The 18,044-nt window shown below is 58.0% G+C and carries 23 protein-coding genes; 10 read left to right on the top strand and 13 right to left on the bottom strand.

The window, feature by feature from the left end:
* Positions 1-86: 86 nt before the first annotated feature.
* Positions 87-1,976: a BCCT family transporter gene (locus CGERO_RS03540; protein WP_123933506.1), complete on the bottom strand. Its 1,890-nt coding sequence runs from the start codon at positions 1,974-1,976 to the stop codon at positions 87-89.
* A 291-nt stretch (positions 1,977-2,267) separates the two neighbouring features.
* Here CGERO_RS03540 and CGERO_RS03535 point away from each other — a divergent pair, with 291 nt between their 5' ends.
* A complete protein-coding gene (locus CGERO_RS03535) occupies positions 2,268-3,884 on the top strand; it encodes a dolichyl-phosphate-mannose--protein mannosyltransferase (protein WP_123933505.1) in 1,617 nt (538 codons plus the stop codon).
* On the opposite strand, the gene CGERO_RS03530 is transcribed toward CGERO_RS03535, so the two are convergent.
* The 6 genes from CGERO_RS03530 to CGERO_RS03505 all read right to left on the bottom strand — a co-directional run bounded on the left by CGERO_RS03530 (position 3,881) and on the right by CGERO_RS03505 (position 9,122).
* Positions 3,881-4,552, bottom strand: coding sequence for a zf-HC2 domain-containing protein (locus tag CGERO_RS03530; RefSeq protein ID WP_245998876.1), 672 nt, complete (start codon positions 4,550-4,552; stop codon positions 3,881-3,883). The genes CGERO_RS03535 and CGERO_RS03530 overlap by 4 nt on opposite strands.
* On the bottom strand, positions 4,539-4,952 hold the full coding sequence (locus tag CGERO_RS03525; RefSeq protein ID WP_123933503.1) for a DoxX family protein: 414 nt from the start codon (positions 4,950-4,952) through the stop codon (positions 4,539-4,541). Before CGERO_RS03525 ends, CGERO_RS03530 begins: the two co-directional genes overlap by 14 nt.
* A 6-nt stretch (positions 4,953-4,958) precedes the next feature.
* Positions 4,959-5,993, bottom strand: a complete 1,035-nt coding sequence (sepX, locus tag CGERO_RS03520; RefSeq protein ID WP_123933502.1) for a divisome protein SepX/GlpR — start codon at positions 5,991-5,993, stop codon at positions 4,959-4,961.
* A gap of 140 nt (positions 5,994-6,133) precedes the next feature.
* Positions 6,134-6,850 (bottom strand): GNAT family N-acetyltransferase, encoded by a 717-nt coding sequence (locus CGERO_RS03515; RefSeq protein WP_123933501.1) that lies wholly within the window; start codon positions 6,848-6,850, stop codon positions 6,134-6,136.
* Positions 6,847-8,106: a molybdotransferase-like divisome protein Glp gene (gene glp, locus CGERO_RS03510; RefSeq protein WP_123933500.1), complete on the bottom strand. Its 1,260-nt coding sequence runs from the start codon at positions 8,104-8,106 to the stop codon at positions 6,847-6,849. Before glp ends, CGERO_RS03515 begins: the two co-directional genes overlap by 4 nt.
* A gap of 95 nt (positions 8,107-8,201) precedes the next feature.
* Positions 8,202-9,122, bottom strand: coding sequence for a UTP--glucose-1-phosphate uridylyltransferase (locus tag CGERO_RS03505; protein WP_123933499.1), 921 nt, complete (start codon positions 9,120-9,122; stop codon positions 8,202-8,204).
* A gap of 111 nt (positions 9,123-9,233) precedes the next feature.
* Here CGERO_RS03505 and CGERO_RS03500 point away from each other — a divergent pair, with 111 nt between their 5' ends.
* The 3 genes from CGERO_RS03500 to mscL all read left to right on the top strand — a co-directional run bounded on the left by CGERO_RS03500 (position 9,234) and on the right by mscL (position 11,140).
* Entirely contained in the window at positions 9,234-9,854 is a 621-nt protein-coding gene (locus CGERO_RS03500; RefSeq protein WP_164470255.1) for a 5-formyltetrahydrofolate cyclo-ligase, read from the top strand.
* A 43-nt stretch (positions 9,855-9,897) separates the two neighbouring features.
* Positions 9,898-10,557 (top strand): hypothetical protein, encoded by a 660-nt coding sequence (locus CGERO_RS03495; protein WP_123933497.1) that lies wholly within the window; start codon positions 9,898-9,900, stop codon positions 10,555-10,557.
* Positions 10,558-10,702: 145 nt separating this feature from the next.
* Positions 10,703-11,140, top strand: coding sequence for a large conductance mechanosensitive channel protein MscL (mscL, locus tag CGERO_RS03490; protein WP_123933496.1), 438 nt, complete (start codon positions 10,703-10,705; stop codon positions 11,138-11,140).
* Between the two features lie 42 nt (positions 11,141-11,182).
* Here mscL and CGERO_RS03485 read toward each other — a convergent pair whose 3' ends face one another.
* The 5 genes from CGERO_RS03485 to CGERO_RS03465 all read right to left on the bottom strand — a co-directional run bounded on the left by CGERO_RS03485 (position 11,183) and on the right by CGERO_RS03465 (position 13,880).
* Positions 11,183-11,374 carry a hypothetical protein gene (locus CGERO_RS03485; RefSeq protein ID WP_245998875.1) on the bottom strand — a complete coding sequence of 64 codons (192 nt, stop codon included), beginning with the start codon at positions 11,372-11,374 and terminating at the stop codon, positions 11,183-11,185.
* Between the two features lie 2 nt (positions 11,375-11,376).
* Positions 11,377-11,961 (bottom strand): MogA/MoaB family molybdenum cofactor biosynthesis protein, encoded by a 585-nt coding sequence (locus CGERO_RS03480; protein WP_245998874.1) that lies wholly within the window; start codon positions 11,959-11,961, stop codon positions 11,377-11,379.
* Positions 11,962-12,030: 69 nt separating this feature from the next.
* Positions 12,031-13,275: a S1C family serine protease gene (locus CGERO_RS03475; RefSeq protein ID WP_123933493.1), complete on the bottom strand. Its 1,245-nt coding sequence runs from the start codon at positions 13,273-13,275 to the stop codon at positions 12,031-12,033.
* A gap of 152 nt (positions 13,276-13,427) precedes the next feature.
* Positions 13,428-13,601, bottom strand: a complete 174-nt coding sequence (rpmF, locus tag CGERO_RS03470; RefSeq protein ID WP_013911085.1) for a 50S ribosomal protein L32 — start codon at positions 13,599-13,601, stop codon at positions 13,428-13,430.
* 15 nt (positions 13,602-13,616) lie between these two features.
* On the bottom strand, positions 13,617-13,880 hold the full coding sequence (locus CGERO_RS03465; RefSeq protein WP_123933492.1) for a type B 50S ribosomal protein L31: 264 nt from the start codon (positions 13,878-13,880) through the stop codon (positions 13,617-13,619).
* 431 nt (positions 13,881-14,311) lie between these two features.
* On the opposite strand from CGERO_RS03465, the gene rpmB reads away from it, so the two are divergent.
* From rpmB to CGERO_RS03435, 6 genes are all read left to right on the top strand, one after another.
* Complete coding sequence (gene rpmB, locus CGERO_RS03460) at positions 14,312-14,548, top strand: 50S ribosomal protein L28 (protein ID WP_123933491.1); 237 nt, start codon at positions 14,312-14,314, stop codon at positions 14,546-14,548.
* 3 nt (positions 14,549-14,551) lie between these two features.
* Entirely contained in the window at positions 14,552-14,716 is a 165-nt protein-coding gene (gene rpmG, locus CGERO_RS03455) for a 50S ribosomal protein L33 (protein WP_012359793.1), read from the top strand.
* A gap of 3 nt (positions 14,717-14,719) precedes the next feature.
* Positions 14,720-15,025 (top strand): 30S ribosomal protein S14, encoded by a 306-nt coding sequence (gene rpsN / locus CGERO_RS03450; protein ID WP_123933490.1) that lies wholly within the window; start codon positions 14,720-14,722, stop codon positions 15,023-15,025.
* A 15-nt stretch (positions 15,026-15,040) separates the two neighbouring features.
* Complete coding sequence (gene rpsR, locus CGERO_RS03445; RefSeq protein ID WP_123933489.1) at positions 15,041-15,289, top strand: 30S ribosomal protein S18; 249 nt, start codon at positions 15,041-15,043, stop codon at positions 15,287-15,289.
* Between the two features lie 174 nt (positions 15,290-15,463).
* Complete coding sequence (locus CGERO_RS03440; protein WP_123933488.1) at positions 15,464-16,369, top strand: putative nucleotidyltransferase substrate binding domain-containing protein; 906 nt, start codon at positions 15,464-15,466, stop codon at positions 16,367-16,369.
* A 124-nt stretch (positions 16,370-16,493) separates the two neighbouring features.
* Positions 16,494-17,177, top strand: coding sequence for a TetR/AcrR family transcriptional regulator (locus tag CGERO_RS03435; protein WP_123933487.1), 684 nt, complete (start codon positions 16,494-16,496; stop codon positions 17,175-17,177).
* 9 nt (positions 17,178-17,186) lie between these two features.
* Here CGERO_RS03435 and CGERO_RS03430 read toward each other — a convergent pair whose 3' ends face one another.
* Positions 17,187-18,005 carry an HpcH/HpaI aldolase/citrate lyase family protein gene (locus tag CGERO_RS03430; protein WP_123933486.1) on the bottom strand — a complete coding sequence of 273 codons (819 nt, stop codon included), beginning with the start codon at positions 18,003-18,005 and terminating at the stop codon, positions 17,187-17,189.
* Between the last annotated feature and the right edge of the window lie 39 nt (positions 18,006-18,044).

Raw genomic sequence — 18,044 nt, 5'->3', positions numbered from 1 at the left:
CAAGGCAGCGTTCCTCACGGCGGTGCTCACAGGCAAGACCCGTGCCCCCTGTTCGAGGGCCGGGTCTTGCGTTACTGCTTCAGCGTCTATTTTTTCATGCCGCTGTTTGCAGATTTAGAAATTTTGCGCTGATTTCTTGCATCACTGCGACGCTGACGTGCCTGGGCGCGCTTCTCGCGATCAACGTGAATACGGCGTTCGCGGGCAAGACGCGCTGCGAAGCGCTGTTGTTCACGGTAATCCAGGTAGATCTCGTCGTTTCGCAGATCCTTGAGGATAGCGAACATCAGGGCGATGATCACCAAGAGGAACGGGCTCGCCGCAATAATGGTGAGGTTCTGGAGGTTACCCAACACATCGCTGCCGCCGGTAACCAGCATAGTCATGCCGATCAGACCAACCAGCAGACCCCAAACAGCGGAGACGTACTTGTTGGCGTCTACCTGGCCGTTCTGGCTCATCGATCCCATGACCGTGGAGGCGGAGTCCGCCGAGGTGATGAAGAAGGTCGCCAACAAGACCACGGCCACGATGGCGATTACGTTGCCGCCCGGGAAGTGGTGCAGGAGATCGAAGAGCTGATACTCAGCATCGCCGTCGCCGTAGATGGATTCGCCCTGCTGCTCAAGGTGAATTGCGGTACCGCCGAAGATGGCGAACCACACCACGGACACACCGGAGGGAACCAGCATGACGCCGAAGAGGAACTCGCGAATCGTGCGGCCACGGGAAATGCGAGCCAGGAACATGCCCACGAAGGGGCTCCAGGAAATCCACCATGCCCAGTAGAAGATGGTCCAGCCGTTGAGCCATTCGCCAGCGGTGCCGTCAGCGGACTCGGCCGTGCGGCCGATCATCTCGAAGAAGTTAGACAGGTAGGCACCGATGGAGCCGGGGAGGAAGTTCAAGATGGTCACGGTTGGCCCCACAACGAACACGAACAGCGCAATCAAAGCTGCCAGCACCATGTTCATGTTGGACACATACTGGATGCCTTTACCCACGCCAGACATTGCCGAGATCAGGTAGGCGAGGGTGAGCACCGAGACGATCATGATGATGCTCTTCATGCCGGGGTTTTCAATGATGCCCGCGGCGTCGAGCCCCGCGGCGATCTGGGTGGCACCGATGCCGAGGGAGCAAGCGGTTCCGAAGATCGTGGCGAGGATGGCCATGAAGTCAATGAAGTTGCCGAGCGAGCCCTTGGCACGTCGTTCGCCGATGAGCGGAATGAACGCGGAGCTCAGCAACTGACGGCGCCCGAGGCGGAACGTCGAATAGGCAATAGCCAAGCCGAAGATGCCGTAGATGGCCCAAGGGTGCAGCGTCCAGTGCAGCAAGGTAGTGGACATAGCTTGCGCAACGTCGCGCTCCTCGTGTCCAGGAACACCGTTCAGGTAATCGGTCAGCGGCTCAGACACGCCGTAGAACATCAGGCCGATGCCCATGCCGGCGGCGAACATCATTGCGATCCACGAAACCGTGGAAAATTCCGGTGCTTCGTCATTGCGACCGAGCTTGATGCGCCCGAACTTGCTCAGCGCCACCCCGAAGCCGAAGACGAGGAATACGGTACTGAAGAGCACGAAGGCCCAGCCGAAGTTCTCAACCACGAAGCTCAGCGCGGTCGAAGAGAAGTCCGAGAAGGTATCCCGACCAAAAATGCCCCACACAACCACGACTAGCGAAACAATGATGGCTGGAAGCGTGACACTCCAGTTCACCTTCGCGGCTGCCTCACCTTTGTATGAGCGATCCTCTTCTTTGTAGGTGCTCACGGTTTGGTCAACTTGACTCGCTTCGCTCAGAAGGGCTGCCAACTGCGCGGTGGCAGAGGACCCCCTACGCTGCTCTTCAAGTTCCGAGTTCGCCGAAGCCGACGCGGTGGCTAACTCCGGCGTCTCGTGGGGTGACACTCCCCCCTCGTTCTCATAATTTTCACCCGGTTGAGGGTTATTTTCGGCAGATTCTTTCATAGTTCCAATGATCCGAATAATCTTTGGCAATTCAAATTGAATCATCAGAATTTCAGCATTTTTGGGGGCTTCTGCCACGCTTTGCTCAAATTCATCTCTCGTATAAGCCCACTACGATCCATAGAAGCACCCCAAAGAAATAACAAAACTATAACAATTGCTGAGTACAGCCCTTTTTCGCCCCAACTACAACCGTTGCAGTCGCTTTCAAGCATCTCTCCTTGGCTAGGTTTTCGCTTCAGCACAACACCAAGTCAGTGCTTCTCGGGGGTCGTGTTCTACACTTTTTGCATGCTCGCCAAGGAACGTCTGCACACTCGATCACGTACCGGTGCGCCGCAGCGCTACGTTCCTCGATTCTCCACTCAGGCCGGGCACCTCGCGCCGGGAAGCAAGCCCTGGACTCGCGCCGATTCGATCAGCACGGCCATCATCAGCTCTCTGGCGATTCTGACTCGTTTCATTCGCCTGGGTGCTATCACTGATGAAGGCACACCGGTTTTCGATGAGAAGCATTACGTACCACAGGCCTTTGACATACTCGAGTCCACTTCGAACCCCTTGGTTGGCGGAATCGAGCTCAATCCGGGCTTTGGCCTCGTGGTGCATCCCCCTTTGGCAAAGCAGCTGATCGCGCTCGGTGAATTTCTGTTCGGCTATTCCCCTTGGGGTTGGCGCGTCATCAACGCCTGCATTGGGGTAGGCGTGGTGCTGCTGATCATGGCGATTACCCGCAGGCTCAGCAATTCCACCTTTGCCGCCAGCATCGCGGGTGTGATCGCGGTGTGCGACGGAGTACTGCTGGTCACCTCACGGTTCGGCATGCTCGACATCATCCAAGTCTTCTTTGTACTGTGCGCAGCGTATTGCTTTCTCCGGGACGCTCAGCAACAAGACGCTGCTTACTCTAACGCCTACGCATCAAGAGCCAACATTCCTACGCTCGGGTTTCGCATTGGGTTTCGTTGGTGGCGTTTTGCCTGCGGCATCTCCCTCGGCTTGAGCCTGAGCGTGAAGTGGTCCGGGCTGTACTATATGGCGTTTTTTGGCATGCTCGCTGTGGCTTTGGATGCTTTTCGACGCCACCGCGGCCAGGCCAAACGCCCCATCCTCGGAGCTATTGGCCTTGATGCCTTTCCGGCTTTCGCTTCCCTAGTTTTGCTTCCCGTCGCTGTTTATCTTCTCTCCTGGCGATCCTGGTTTGACAGCGAAACATCGGTGTACCGGCATGCACTCAGTGATGGCACCATTGCCGCGGATTCTTTCTTGCAGCGCTTGCCGGAAGCCATCGCGGGCTTTGTGTACTACCACACCTCAGTCCTGCAATTTCATTCCACCCTGACCAACGCAAATGGCCACCACCACCCCTGGGAATCTAAGCCGCTGTCTTGGTTAGTTGCGGGGCGACCGGTGCTGTACTACTCCAACACCGACGTCGCTTGTGCTGCCGGAAAATGCCAGCAAATGCTCTTCTTGTTCGGCACTCCTGCAATTTGGTGGATGACGATTCCGGTGCTGCTGTGGGCTGCATACAGCTTGATCGTTCGACGCCAAGTTCAGTATCTCCTGCCCTTCGTTGCATTCATGGCAGGCTTTGTGCCCTGGTTGCTGAATTATGACCGCCAGATGTACTTCTTTTACGCAGCAGTGTTGGTTCCCTTCACCATCGTGCTGTTGGCATTGAGCTGCCACGAGGCCGCCAATGCCTCTACGGGATGGCTTTCCCGCGGCCGGCGCTATCGCCTTATGCCGAGGTGCTTGGCGCTTTGCAGCAATGGACAGAGGCTCGTCCTGTGCTACCTCTCGCTGGTGGTGGCTGCCTTCGTGTACTTCTTACCCATCCTGTACGGCATTCTCATCCCAGGTACCTGGTATTCGCAACTGATGTGGCTGCCGTCTTGGTACTAGAGCTCCGAACGCGGGGCGGAACCCAGACTCCTCAACGCTTCGCGCACCATAACCCAACCGACGTGCGAAAGCCACGCCCACGCCAAGGTCATGAGCGTGGAAAGCAACAACACTAACTGCAACAACAATCCGCCACCGATGGTGCCTGTGATCAGATCGCGCACTGCCATGCCGAGGCTGAACATCCACAAACCACCGACAAACGGCAGCATGCCCACAATGAGTCGCGGCTGCCATGCGGCGAAGAATAATCCGAAAGCCAAGGCGCAGCGCATCGATACAGCCTCGATAAATAGCTGCGTTCCGTAGGCGTCATTACCCATAGCGCTGCCACTGGGACGAAGGAGAACTACCACAGCCCAGCTCAGCCACGCCACTGCTACGAGCACCATCGCGACACGGGCGAAAGCCATAGAGGTCGCTCGGCGCGCCGCACCTTTTTGAAATTCCGACTCCACACCGTCCAAAATCACTTCTGAGAGATCGGGCGCGGGCGCTTCCGGGGTGTGGAGAGCGAGGGTGCGATTCATCGCCGCTGCTTGTTCAAAAAAATTTGCGCAGTCCGTGCAGGCATGCAGATGCGCGTCGATGACGTCTTGAGGAAGCGGAGATTCCTCCCCGTCGAGATTGGCTGAAATCGCCGCTTTAACGTCCTCACAACTCAGCACGACTGAGCACTCCATCGATGCTGGCGCGACCAGAGCCAAAAACGATTACCACGATGAGCGAGGCGATGAGCACCAAGGGATATTCAAGCCCCGTATCCTCTAGAAAGAAGCCATTGCCCATGTGTACAAAATACAAGGCTGCGAGCATGAGGAGCGCCAACGCCCCAGCCACGAATGTGGTGAGCAGACCGACGATCAACAGCGCTCCGCCAAGCAACTCGCCAGAAGCCGAGAGCACAGCGCTCAACTTGGGCTGAGGAATCCCGAGAGCGCTGAATTGCCCGGTCACTTCAGTGATGCCCAGGAGGAAGAACTTTTGGTAGCCGTGCGCCACGAACACCACACCGATGACTGACCGGAGAATGAGTAACGCGGCATCGCGAATCGCTGGACGATCCATGGGTTCCTAGCCTGCTCGACGCTCTTGGTACTCGTCGAATTCATCGAGATGCTGCGCCGCGGCCGAGTCCAGGTAGGCGAAATCTGGGCTGTCGTCGTCGATCTCGAGCACCACTGCACCCGGGCGCCGAAGACGATCCGGTACGCCGTACTCCGCATCTTCTGCGTGGCGCACGCCAAGTCGCGCTCGACGAAGCTGGCGGATCCTCCTGCGGCGAAGCGCTTCTTCGGCGAGCACTTGGCGTCGCAAAGCAACCAAGTACACCACGAGCAGCACCGTGGCCAGACCAAACAGGAACCACAGCCAGCCCCCGAGGATCATGGCGGCGAGCAAACTCAGTAAGAAGGCTGCGCCGAAGCCGCCCACCCACTGCTTCCGTCGGCGCTGCAACTGCTCACGATGCGCACGCGCAGCCTCCGGGTCCCAGCCGCCTCGACCAACGCGACGAGCCGCAAATTCGAGATCGCTCTTATCCAATTCTTCTGGCTCGTCCTCGAGTTCATCTTCCGATGCAACATGGATGGGAGCCTCTTCAGCGGCGGCTGGATGCAGCAGATCGCCGGGCCCTTCATACGCTTCGCTGTAGGAGTATTCGCTGAGGTCCTCCTCCTCAACCGGCAGGTGTTCCGGCTCGGGCGCAGGCTCTTCCTCAGGTTCTTCTGCTGCGGGAAGTTCGTGGACTACTTCGCCTTCGATAACGGTGGCGTCCGAAGTTTCGGAGCGCTTCATCTTGAGCTTTTCTTTGGCGTCACGCAGCAAATCTCCCAGGGTTGCACCGGGGGTATCTTCAAGTACTTCGTCAACATCTTCAGCCACGAGTACCTCCGAGTTATCCGGCTCGTTGGAAAGATGAATGTCATCCTTGCTCAGCCTTGGCCTGCGGCTACGCGGCAGATCATCCTGGCCGCCCTGGTACACCACTCGGGTCTCTTCGAAGGCGTCACCGGCTTTGGAAATGGGGCGGTGACCACGAAGTAGCCAGGGAGCGAGCACGAACAACCACACCGAGGCGATGAGGATGATTGCGATAGTTCCAGACACGAGCCACAAGCCTTTCCAAAAATATTCGACACCGCGCGCGGTGAAACTCCCTTGATACGCGCAAGTGATACTTATCGAACCTTCAATGTATCTTCAGCACCGCATATCTCTGGGAAGGCGCGCCGCACAGCCAGCGAGCCTCAACGGTGGTGGCTTTGTTTCCCCAACAACCGTTGGACCGCGGTCCTGGTGAAATCATCACGGTTCAGCCCCATAAAGAAATGGTCCTCAAAGCGGCCATTGATGTGCATATTGCCGCGAAGCAGCCCCTCCTCCTGGAAACCATTACGCGCCAGCACTTTCCCCGAAGCAGGATTGTCTGGCATGAAGGTAGCCGTAAGTCGGTGGAGCCCAACCCTCTCAAATGCGTGATCGATTGCCAGTGCACACGCGGCGCTCGCGATGCCTCTGCCCCAGTAGTCGCGATCTACCCAGTAACCGAGTGTGGCATCGCACCAAGGCATGCCTCTGATCTCGTCTATCGTGATCTGACCTACGAAGGAACCATCTGCGATGATGGCGAAGGGAATCGCGTTGCCTTCGCGCGCTGCTTCTTGGAGAGAATAGAAATAGCGTTTCCAACCGGCGTCATCATGAGCGGATTCCCAAGTGCCGGGCAAGGTTGGTTCCACCGGTTCTAGGTGAATCTGATCGCGTAAACGCAGGCGGGACCATTCCCGGGAATCCTCAAACAACAAGGGGCGTAGGCGCACCTTCGTTTGCGTAGCCTGGTTCGCCACCATGCGCGGAACTACAATTTCCTTGGTGTACTCGCACCAACCCGGATGTCGAGGATCGCGTGGACCGGTCGCCGGCCGCATTGTCGGTTTCAACCAGCGCTGCAGCCAGTCGATCATCGCAGCCCCTGAGCCATGAAGAGGACTTCGACGATGTCACCGGGACGAATCTCAGTGACTTCTTCTGGAATTTGAATCATCGCGTTAGCTTCTGACATACCCGCCAATAAGTGGGCAGGTGCGCCGTTGGCGGCACCCAAGCCCTCAACCAGGTAATCCTGCGTTTCCGCATCACGCATCAGTCGGGCGCGAATGAAGCCACGCCGACCCGCCTTCGATCCCACATGGTTGAGTGCGCGGGCGCGTACGGTGCGTCGCTGGGCATTGCGTTTACCCAGGCTCAAGCGGATCATCGGGCGAACGAAAGTTTCAAAGATGACCAGCGAGCTCACGGGATTACTTGGCAGCAGAAACACTGGCGTTCCATCTGCGATTTTGCCGAATCCCTGCACGCTGCCCGGATGCATCGCCACACGGGTGGTGTCGATCTCGCCGATCTGTTGCAGCACTTCGCGCACATGCTCCGATCCCGAGCCACCAACCGCGCCCGAGATCACGATGATTTCACTGCGTACAGCTTGGGCCTCGATGATTTCCCTTATGCGCCGTGGTTCCCCGGCAGCAATGCCCACCCTGTGGACATCGGCACCGGCATCGCGGCCGGCGGCGGCGAGAGCATAGGAATTGACGTCGAAGATTTGCCCCAGCCCAGGATCTCGGTCAATATCGACCAGCTCATGCCCAATGGAAATCACAGAAAGACGCGGGCGTGGGTACACCAGCACCTTGGAACGCCCCACCGCGGCCAGCAGCCCGATATGCGCAGGGCCGATAATTGCCCCGCTGCTGACAGCTACATCACCGGGTGTAATGTCATCGCCTGCTTTACGTACGAACTCGCCCGAGCGCACCGGGCGGGTGGCTGTCATTCGCTTTTTCCCGCGATCCGACCATTCGAGCGGCAACACGGCGTCGGCAAGCGCAGGGATTGGAGCGCCAGTGTGCACACGAACCGCCTGCTTCGGCTGAAGCCTCAGGGGCTTTTGAGAACCAGCCGCAACCTCGCCCACCACTGGCAGCGAAGTCTCCACCTGCGCGGGCCCGGCGTCACGGGTAAGGCCGCGCTCACCGCCAACGTCTACTGCACGAATAGCGTAGCCATCGATCACTGCCTGATCGAATCCAGGAAGCGGGCGCGTTGCCTGCACCTCCTCGGCACACATGAGACCCAAGGACTCAGCGATGGCAATGCGGACAGGCTCGGGCACCACCGATGCTTCTTCAACGATGCTGAGCTGTTGCTCCACTGAGCGCATCCACACTCCCCTTTCTTCGACAATGGCCAACGGGTTGGCATTCGTTCTGACTTTAGCGCAGCAAGCCGATGGGCAACATGCAATGCATCACGGCTCTAGGCGCCGTGCGCATCCAGGATTTCGCGCAACACCTGCTTCAAATGGGGACCGTACACGGGGTGCGCCAGGCCGAAGTCCACCACAGCGGGGATATATCCGCCAGGATTGCCCAAATCATGACGCTTGCCCTCGTGAACCAGAATGTGCACCGGATGGCCTTCGTGAATGAGCAAATCGATGGCATCGGTGAGCTGCAGCTCGCCGCCCGAACCGGGTTCGATCCTGCGCAGCGCATCAAAAATTGCCCGATCCAGGAGGTAGCGGCCAGTGGCAACGAACGTCGAAGGCGCCTCATCCTTTGTGGGCTTCTCAACCATGCCACGTACCCGCTTGACGGTGTGCGCGCCTTGGTATTCGGCTTCTTCGATGGCGAATACGCCGTAATTGACTACTTCATCTTCGTCTACATCGAACGCGCACAACACACTGCCTCCGAGCTGCTGGCGCACCTCAAGCATTTTTTCCACCGCCCCGGTGGGCAGCACGAGATCGTCGGGAAGCATAACAGCAACGACGTCCTCATCTTCATCGAGGACTTGCTCGGCCAGCCCAACGGCGTGCCCAAGCCCGAGTGGTTCCTGCTGCTCAACAGCGACGGCCTTGATCAATTCGGCTGCCCGGCGGACCTTCCCAAGTTGCTCAGTCTTGCCGCGCGCCTCGAGTGTCTGCTCAAGGTGCGGGAAGCGCTTGAAATGCTCGAGCACCTCCTGCTTGTTCGGGGCCGTAATAACAGCCAGCCGGCTTGCCCCCAATTGGGCTGCCTCTTCAGCGATCAACTCAATACCGGGAGTATCAACTACAGGTAGCAGTTCTTTTGGCACAGTTTTCGTGGCCGGCAGGAATCGGGTACCCATTCCTGCTGCAGGTACCACCACGGTTTTCACTGCACACGCTTGGCGCTCGCTGGGTGTGGTCATAGGGGGAAGTGTACAACGCAGCGGGGGTGATTCCGACGCACGCCACAGGAGATATTGCACATAATTTCAGCCAAACGCCCCCTCTTTTAAGGGGTAGCTAGCATGGGGGCCATGGAGCCATCACAACAGCCGCCCTCTGCCCCGCAGCCGCCGCACAGCCTGAAGAAAGCTGCGCAGCGCCAGCATTATCAAACTCTGAGGAGATCCCAATCTGCTGAGGATCGTGCACGAGCAAACGATGCTATTCGGAAAAATATCAGCACACTGATCAGGAACCTTCGTGCCAAACGTGTCGCCGTGTACGCGGCTGACGCCGACGAGCCGGGCGGGGTTGGGCTCGCCGATTACGTTCTCAGTTTACATTGTGAAGTGTGGCTGCCGGTGAGCTTGCCTCAAGGTGTGTTGGAGTGGGGCCAATTTACTGGGCCTGAAAGTTTAACGGGAAAGCGCTACGGAATCCCCGAACCAGCGCAACCACACTATACAAGCGCGCTACTTTCTGAGCTCGACCTCGTCTTCGTTCCCGCACTCGCAGCCACGGCTCGCGGGATCCGGCTTGGCAAGGGGGGCGGGTATTATGATCGAGCTTTGGAGCACTGCCATACCCCCACTGCCTTGCTGCTGTTCGAGCATGAGGCCAATCAGACAATTGTGACGCATCCTCACGACGCGGCTTGCGATTGGACCATCACCCCCGGCAGCATTCAGGCGAACCTCATTGAGCCAACTTAAGCCAAGGGAACCTCACCGGTAGTTATTACGTCTAACAAGAGGTATGAGCACCTTGTTGGCACGCCTACAGCAACCAGGCTTCGCACGCAGCCGCTTGCTGAGGAAAATCTTCACTTTTATGCTGTTTGCCACCGCAGCCTTGCTGTTGCTGGCGTCTCGGACTACGCAGGAATCACAAGCGTGGCGTTATGCCCACGATGTACCTGCTGGAAACGTGCTACGCGAAGACGACCTCGAACGCATTGCAGTTCCCCCTGATTTTGATACCGCACTTTCCAAAGATCACTTGCTAGGCGGAATTACCGTGGTGGACCGCAAAGCCGGCACACTTGCCGCTGAAGGCGACGTGCTCGATCCACGCCTCCAGGCGGGCAATGTGGGCGAAATCTCTCCAAATTCTCCGGGGGGCTCACTCCACATTGTTCCACTCAAGCTTGTCGACGCCTCCGTGGCCGCTTTGCTGGTGCCGGGCGATACCGTCACCGTAGTTACCGCCTCAGAAGACGAAGGACCGCCGCGCGTGGTTGCAGACGGTGCACGCGTTATTTTCGCTGCTAGTGGCGTTGATATTGAGAACAACACTTTTCGAAGCAACCAGACAGCAGTGTTGCTTCAACTGCCGGCGGACGCAGCCAGAGAGGTTGCGGCCGCATCCCTATCGCAGCCGTTGGCGGTGGTGCTCAGTGGGGCTCGCGCACAATAGTTTGAGCGAATCTGCACGAAATACTTTCATTACTGAATTCAACAATTCGCTTTCGTGCGGACACGTCAACTAAGGTTGCAACGATTCCGGGCTGCAGACCGCAGCTCCTTGTACCTCGTTCACTCCCCAGAAAGGTAGTGCCCTCATGCTCAAAGGCTTTAAAGACTTCATCCTGCGCGGCAACGTCGTGGAACTCGCCGTTGCCGTGGTGATCGGTTCCGCGTTCACCGCCATCGTGACCGCGTTCTCTGATCACCTGATCAACCCCATGATTGCCTCGTTGGGGGGCGCAGATGTTTCCGGTCTCGGTTTCTATATCCGCCAGGGCAACGAGGCCACCTTTATGGACTTCGGCGCAGTTCTGACCGCCGCTATCAACTTCCTGATCGTCGCCGCAATCGTCTACTTCATTCTCATTGTTCCGATGAACAAGCTCGATGAGCTGCAGCGTCGCCGCAAGGGCGTTGAAGAGAAGGCTGAGGACGAGGCACCCGCTTCCATCGAGGCTGAGCTGCTCACCGAAATTCGCGACTTGCTGCGCAAACAAAACGGCGAGACTGCAATCCAGCAGGATCTCAACTAACTCTCCTGCATTGAAAAAGCGCCCTCGATAGGGCGCTTTTTGCTATATATCACCGCCGTAATGCGGCGGGCGCTGTTCGCGCCAAAATTGCTCCTCGGTCTGCGGAAGCTCCTCTTCACCGAGCCGAACTGTGCGAAGCTCATCCAAGCCGTCGGGATTCTCCTTTTCCTCGGCACTACGGTCGTAGTCTTCCGGGCTTACCCTTTGCGCGAATCTTCTCTGACGCCTGGGCACGATTACACGTCCATGGATGCGCGACGTAGTTCGTCGATAAGGTGATGCACCAAGGGGGTTAGTGTGGCCATGCCGTCACGAATGGCCGAGCGAGAATCCGCAAGATTCACGATCACAGTAGAGCCAGATACACCGCATATACCGCGCGAGGTACAGGCATCCACTGCTCCACACGCGAGCCCCGAAGAACGAATCGCTTGAGCAATTCCCGGAACGTTTTTGTCCAGCATGTCTCGGGTTGCCTCTGGGGTGAGGTCGCGCGGACCCACACCTGTGCCGCCTACGGTTAGCACTAGATCCACGCCACCGGCGACACCAGTTTCAATGGCCTTGCGGATTTCGGCCTTACTTTTTGAAACCTCAACTACGCCATCCACTTTGAAGTTGTCTTCACTGAGCAACTCTGCGATGAGCCTATCGGTATCTTTGCCGGAGCGGACGGAGTGATCGCTCACCAAGACGATGAGCGCGCAACGTGGTGCGTCAATGTGCGTCGATTCTTGTGCTTTAAAGAAATCCTCGGATGGTTCTTCGAAATCGAAGGCATCAACGTCGCGTTGACTAGTGGGAATGGTGTGCTTGGTCAATGCTATCGGCCTCTCAGATATGCGACGTGTGCGGCGTTCAGGTGGGTCTATTCACTATTGCTCATAAACTTACTCGCTCGTGAGCGTGACCTCTACCGTGTGGGAGTTCGATCCATTTTCATCACTCACTTCGAGGGTCACCGTTTCCCCGAAGTCGCTGGAGCGAACAGCCGCCACCAAACCGTCTGCACTTTCAATCGTGCGGTCATTGACTCGCGTGATCAAGTCGCCCGGCTTAATACCCGCCCGATCGCCGGGGCCGCCGGGCTTCACGGCAGAAACGAGAGCACCGCGCACATTAGCGTTTGCTGCCACTTCAACACCGATCATCGGCTGGGTGGCTTCACCTGTATCGATCAGCTGCTTCGCCACTCGGCGCGCAAAGTCGGCTGGAATGGCAAAACCAAGTCCGATCGAGCCTGCTTGCGCATCTTGTCCATTGCTTAACGAAGCAATCATGGAGTTCATACCGATAAGGTTGCCTTGCATATCAACCAATGGCCCACCAGAGTTGCCGGGATTAATGGCGGCATCGGTTTGAATCGCGTCGATTAGAGACGATTGCCCGGTATTCGCGCCCGCCGCGCGAACAGGCCGGTTGAGCGCAGAAACAATACCCGAAGTAACGGTGGCAGATAGTCCCAGCGGGGAGCCCACCGCTACTACTTCTTGCCCAACAGCAAGTTTGGAGGAATCCCCAAAGTTCATCGTTGGCAGCCCCTGCGCGCCGCGCAGTTTAATCACAGCCACGTCGGTGTTGGGATCACCAGCAACAAGATCGGCGTCGTATTGCGTGCCGTCGTTCAGCATCACGGTCATTTTCGCTCCGCCCTGCTCCGCGGCGGCGACCACATGGTTATTGGTGAGCACATAACCGTCGGGCGAAATAATAGAACCCGAGCCTTCCTCGCCCGAGGTCCTACTCAGCACTTGGATGGACACCACCGCCGGCAGCACCTTCGCCGCCACGCCTTCTACCGAACCCTCCGCTGGCGGTTCCCCAGTAGAGTTCTGGACTGGTGCTTCTAGGTTTTGAATAACCGAGCTCGGCTGGTCCTTTACCACCTGGCTTCCCACAACGCCTCCGACACCTCCGGCTACCAAAGCACCTACTAAAGCGAGGGCGATGGCAGAGCTCATTTTCATCGTCTTGGCCGAGCGCTGCTGCACCGGTACGGGCTGTGCTTGCCAAGCGTTCTGAGTGTCTTCAGAAGGCTCGGTGCTGTGGGGCTTGCTATAAGGGCTTTGAATGCGCCCAAATTCTTGAGTGGTCTTGTGTTCGCCTAGGTTATGGGGATCGTTCGTCGCAGTCATGTTGCTTACTATGCAACCACACACTGAATCGCTACTGGAACTGGACTAGCAAAATCTTGACCACTTCCTGTGAGCTCCCTAGGAGTCCGGCTGCGGGGCAAAAGAAAACCGCCACGCGAATCACGTGGCGGTTACAAAGCATGCAGAGGAGCTTAGAACTGCTCCACCTCAACGAGACCGAGCTGAGCGGCCTTTACCAGACGGCGCGGGATACGCACGGTCTGGCCATCGATCTTGACTTCCTGGAGGGCGACATTGTCGGCCTTCCACTGGGAACGACGGGAACGCGTGTTAGCACGCGACATACGACGCTTTGGTACTGCCATTGTTCTTCCCTCCTCTTACTTCTTCTTGCGGCGGGCCATGCCACCGAAACGACGCTGGAACTTCTCAACGCGGCCAGCGGTGTCCATCACACGCTGTGCACCGGTCCAGAAGGGGTGGGACTCGGAGGTCACGTCAACGACGATGAGCGGGTACTCGTTGCCGTCTTCCCATTCAATGGTGCGCTGGCTGGTTGCCGTGGAGCGGGTGAGGAACTTGGTTCCCGTGCCCGCATCCTGGAAGACTACCGGGTGGTAGTCCGGGTGGATGTCTTTCTTCATATGCGATTCCCTCAGGATTGATACTTCAGGTCGCTACTACGCACGCGTTTTAAGGCGCAGCTCGTGCCTGAGTTGGGTTCGTTTTCTTGGTGGCACCACCGGCGAAGGTGGAGACAACTTTGGAGATACTACACGCCCCGGGGCACGGAAGCTAATCGACGCCACGCGCCCGATCCCTTTCATATGCATTGCTGATGGGCCGCGAGGAACGTCGAAAAGCTAAAAGATTCTCAATAATCACAGGCGTTTCACTTTCGCGCAGAATTAGGCGTTTTCCAGTGCATTGGAGTAAGGTTGTCTCTTGCTGTTGTCGAAATTGTTCGTATATCGCCCTCGTCGACTGAGTATCCGCTCCTTTGAGCTGCAGGAATGCAGTGATTTTGGTGTGGAATTTTGCAGGTTGAACGTGGGCGGCTAGGAGAAAGAAACCCATGTCGGCTATTTGCCAGGTCACGGGACGTAAGCCGTCTTACGGCAAGTCCGTCTCGCACTCGCACCGACGCACGTCTCGCCGTTGGAACCCCAACGTGCAGCGTCGTAAGTTCTACCTGCCCTCCGAGGGCCGTACCATCACCCTGAATGTTTCCACCAAGGGTCTGAAGATTATCGACCGCGACGGCATTGAGTCTGTTGTGGCAAAGCTTCGAGCAGCTGGGGAGAAGATCTAAAAGATGGCACGTAATGACATTCGCCCGATCATCAAGCTGAAGTCTACGGCTGGCACCGGCTACACTTACGTCACCCGTAAGAACAAGCGCAACAACCCAGACCGCATCACGCTGAAGAAGTACGATCCGGTAGCCCGCAAGCACGTCGAATTCCGCGAGGAGCGATAATCTATGGCTAAGAAGTCCAAGATCGCCAAGAACGAGCAGCGCAAGGAAATCGTCGCCCGCTACGCGGAGCGCCGTAACGAGCTCAAGGCAATCATCAAGAACCCCAACTCCACCGACGAAGAGCGCCTGGACGCACAGTTCGAGCTCAACCGTCAGCCCCGCGACGCCTCCCCGGTGCGCGTGCGTAACCGCGACTCCCGCGATGGTCGCCCCCGCGGCTACCTGCGCAAGTTCGGTGTTTCCCGTGTCCGTATGCGCGAGATGGCTCACCGCGGTGAGCTGCCTGGTGTTCGTAAGTCCAGCTGGTAATCAGGGAGTTTTGAAATGAAGCGCAATAACATGAAGAAGGCGCGCATGGAGCAATCCCGCCGCCCCAAGAAGAACCCGCTCAAGGCTAAAGGCGTTGAGAAGGTGGACTACAAGGACATCGAGACCCTTCGTCTGTTCATCTCCGATCGCCACAAGATCCGCTCACGCCGCGTGACCGGTCTGACCCCGCAGCAGCAGCGTCAGGTTGCCACCGCCGTGAAGAACGCCCGCGAAATGGCTCTCCTGCCGTTCACCAGCCGCTAAACCGGCAAGGGCAATTCGCCCGCCGAGCGCGGGCAACGACAGCACTAGCGCCCCCAGAGATATTCTCTGGCGGGCGCGTTGTCGTTTCTATACCGGACGATTGGCGCGCAAGGCAGCGAGCCCGAAACTGCTACATTGTTGCAGAAAGTATCCCCTATCTCAGGAGCAAACTCCGTGCTGCATGAATCATTGCAAGAACTCGCGCAGATCGCCGGTGAATGCGAGGACCTCGCCATGCTCCGCGGAGTGGCCGCTGAGAGCCAAGTCCTTCTCCGCAATGCCATCGACCACGATGCCCCGGCACACGAGATTGTGCCCTGGTACTCCAAGCTGATCAGCGATGCCTTGCACTCTGAAGCAGTGCTCGACGCGACCGGTGGCGTCCATCTGGTGCTCAGCGGTGCCGTGGGACGCGGCGATGCGCTTCCCTCCTCCACCATCACGTGGCTAGCCGTCCGCGCGGAGGGCGCACGGATCGAGCATGATCCAAGTAATGTCATAGCCTCCACACTCGAAGATCTCGGATTCGTGGTAGCCAAACCACCCCAGCGCCTGGATCCCCGACCCAAGAGCGACTGGCTACACCATATCGATCACGCCGAAGGAACCGAACTTAACCTTTTTGCCGACGCCGGTACGTGGGCTCTGCGGAGGGTAAACGAACGCGAGGATTTTACGGATCTTCTGAAGGCCGCCTTGGAGTTGCAACCCCCGACAGTGCATGCGAAGGCCGGTATGCCTGAGACCGCAGCCGTGCTCAGTGTCCGCGATCAGCTTCTCGCCCCCATCGTGGGGCTTGCCCGATGGGCGGGAGCATGCGCTGAATGTCCCAGTGCTTCCACCCCAGAGCGTTTGCAGTATGCGCAAAGCGCCGAGGTCTTGCACCCGGAGGAAGCAAGCCTTTTATTAGAGGCGTTCAACGCCGCGCAGTCACTTGAATTGGAGCGCTGGGCACAGCGGGTTCAAGCTGCGCAAACCGCCCCTTCGAGCCTGACAGCCATCCAGCGCAGTATCTTTGGCGCGAGCGCCCGAAGCGTGGCAGATGTGATGCGTGCAGTTGCTGGGCGGCATACACGCTGAATCCCGAAGAGCATCTGCTCACTGGCGTAGAATAAACTGATCTTTTGCCCACCGCTCTGCAGCACGATTGCCGAGTCTGCGCAGAGTATTGAGGTGGTACACACGTTCTGGAAGTGGAGAAAGTATGGCTGGAGCCGTAGGAAGGCCGCGCAAACACAGCCCGCGCCGCCGCGGTAGCACCGCGCGTGAGGAAATCTTGGATGCCTCAGCAGAGCTTTTCACCACCCAAGGTTTCGCCACCACCTCAACGCATCAGATCGCTGATTCCGTGGGAATCCGTCAGGCCTCCCTGTACTACCACTTTCCATCAAAGACGGAAATTTTCCTCACGCTGCTTAATTCCACGGTGGAGCCTTCAACACAGCTTGCCGCCGAACTTGGCGACGCCAACGCAGACCCCTCCATGCGCTTGTGGGCACTCACCGCGTCAGAAGCGCGCCTGTTACTATCCACCCGCTGGAACATTGGTCGCCTGTATCAATTGCCCGTCGCTTCGTCTGAGGAGTTCGCCGCCTATCACGACCATCGTGCGCAATTGTTCAGCATTTTCCGCGATCTCGCGCAGAAGATCGTGGGTGAGCATGATCCCCGCGTCGATCTGCCCTTCCACATCGCGTTGAGTGTGATTGAGATGCGCCCCAACGATGGTGTGGTTCCAGAACCCCTGCGTGAGGATCAGCTTCCTGCTTTGGCGGTCATGCTTGCCGACGCCGCGCTGAGCGTCCTCGGCGCCCCGCTGCCGGAGAATCGCGAGACCCGCACTCTGGCAATGCTGGCGGAGGTCGCACGCCGGCATGATCGCGATTGATCAGCAGCGCTATTGCGCCCGCTCAATCACCCTTCTTGCTTGCGCGATCAACGGCGCGTCTACCATTTCCCCGTCGAGTTGAAATGCGCCCGGGAATTGTGCCGCTTTCTCTACCACTCGCTTGGCCCACTCGAGCTGCTTCGCTTCTGGTTGATAGGCGCGACGCACTACTGAAACCTGTTTGGGGTGGATGCAGGCGGTGCCAGCAAACCCACTGCGCGCGGCATCTACTGCTTCTTCAAATTGTCCGGCGTCGTCATTGAAGTCCGCATGGACTGCATCGATACTCAGCTTCCCGGCAGCGGTAGCGTGGATGTGCATCAATGCCCTGGTCAGGCGCATAGTGTCGCGATATGCCAGGCGGTGTGGCTCATCTTCCTGATAACGCGAGTGCGTTCCGCCCAGCATGGTGGTGAGGTCTTCTGCGCCCCAGAACAGCCCCACGACGCTCGGGTGTTCCGCGATTTCTCGGATGTGAACCACGGCGGTAGGTGTTTCAATCATCGCAATCACGTCCAGCCCGTTGAGGGATTCGGGAATGTTCGCATGAACCTTGGGCAACATCACTGTGGTGTACTCGGTGCTTCGCACAAAGGCTAAATCCTCTTCGAAGTGCGGATCCCCCGGACCTACCAGGCGCACGATGGTTCGAGCCGGATCTAACCCCGCCTCGCGAATATTTCGGTATGCCCGTGCGCGATCGAGTTCACCTGCGCCGTCTTCCAAGTCGAGAATCACCATGTCTGCCTTGGCCGCGGCTTTTGGAATCACCTCTGCACGGTTGGCGGGGGCGAACAACAATGCGGGACCTGGAATGGCAAACGTCATGCAGATAAGCCTAGCGCCCCAAGCACGAGCTCGGGGCGC

Source organism: Corynebacterium gerontici, from assembly GCF_003813985.1.
GTDB lineage: Bacteria > Actinomycetota > Actinomycetes > Mycobacteriales > Mycobacteriaceae > Corynebacterium > Corynebacterium gerontici.
Note: the sequence above shows the minus strand (reverse complement) of the source record. Positions and strands in the feature narration are given on the sequence as shown.

Excerpts from the sequence above, each read along its gene's own strand:
- CGERO_RS03465 (WP_123933492.1), bottom strand. The coding sequence starts at position 13,880 with ATGAAGAAAGACATCCACCCGGACTACCACCCGGTAGTCTTCCAGGAT.
- glp (WP_123933500.1), bottom strand. The coding sequence starts at position 8,106 with ATGCGCTCAGTGGAGCAACAGCTCAGCATCGTTGAAGAAGCATCGGTG.
- rpmG (WP_012359793.1), top strand. The coding sequence starts at position 14,552 with ATGGCACGTAATGACATTCGCCCGATCATCAAGCTGAAGTCTACGGCT.
- CGERO_RS03540 (WP_123933506.1), bottom strand. The coding sequence starts at position 1,976 with ATGAAAGAATCTGCCGAAAATAACCCTCAACCGGGTGAAAATTATGAG.
- CGERO_RS03475 (WP_123933493.1), bottom strand. The coding sequence starts at position 13,275 with ATGACTGCGACGAACGATCCCCATAACCTAGGCGAACACAAGACCACT.
- CGERO_RS03435 (WP_123933487.1), top strand. The coding sequence starts at position 16,494 with ATGGCTGGAGCCGTAGGAAGGCCGCGCAAACACAGCCCGCGCCGCCGC.
- rpmF (WP_013911085.1), bottom strand. The coding sequence starts at position 13,601 with ATGGCAGTACCAAAGCGTCGTATGTCGCGTGCTAACACGCGTTCCCGT.
- CGERO_RS03535 (WP_123933505.1), top strand. The coding sequence starts at position 2,268 with ATGCTCGCCAAGGAACGTCTGCACACTCGATCACGTACCGGTGCGCCG.
- mscL (WP_123933496.1), top strand. The coding sequence starts at position 10,703 with ATGCTCAAAGGCTTTAAAGACTTCATCCTGCGCGGCAACGTCGTGGAA.
- CGERO_RS03525 (WP_123933503.1), bottom strand. The coding sequence starts at position 4,952 with ATGGATCGTCCAGCGATTCGCGATGCCGCGTTACTCATTCTCCGGTCA.
- CGERO_RS03430 (WP_123933486.1), bottom strand. The coding sequence starts at position 18,005 with ATGACGTTTGCCATTCCAGGTCCCGCATTGTTGTTCGCCCCCGCCAAC.
- CGERO_RS03505 (WP_123933499.1), bottom strand. The coding sequence starts at position 9,122 with ATGACCACACCCAGCGAGCGCCAAGCGTGTGCAGTGAAAACCGTGGTG.
- rpsN (WP_123933490.1), top strand. The coding sequence starts at position 14,720 with ATGGCTAAGAAGTCCAAGATCGCCAAGAACGAGCAGCGCAAGGAAATC.
- CGERO_RS03515 (WP_123933501.1), bottom strand. The coding sequence starts at position 6,850 with ATGATCGACTGGCTGCAGCGCTGGTTGAAACCGACAATGCGGCCGGCG.
- rpmB (WP_123933491.1), top strand. The coding sequence starts at position 14,312 with ATGTCGGCTATTTGCCAGGTCACGGGACGTAAGCCGTCTTACGGCAAG.
- CGERO_RS03495 (WP_123933497.1), top strand. The coding sequence starts at position 9,898 with ATGAGCACCTTGTTGGCACGCCTACAGCAACCAGGCTTCGCACGCAGC.
- CGERO_RS03500 (WP_164470255.1), top strand. The coding sequence starts at position 9,234 with ATGGAGCCATCACAACAGCCGCCCTCTGCCCCGCAGCCGCCGCACAGC.
- rpsR (WP_123933489.1), top strand. The coding sequence starts at position 15,041 with ATGAAGCGCAATAACATGAAGAAGGCGCGCATGGAGCAATCCCGCCGC.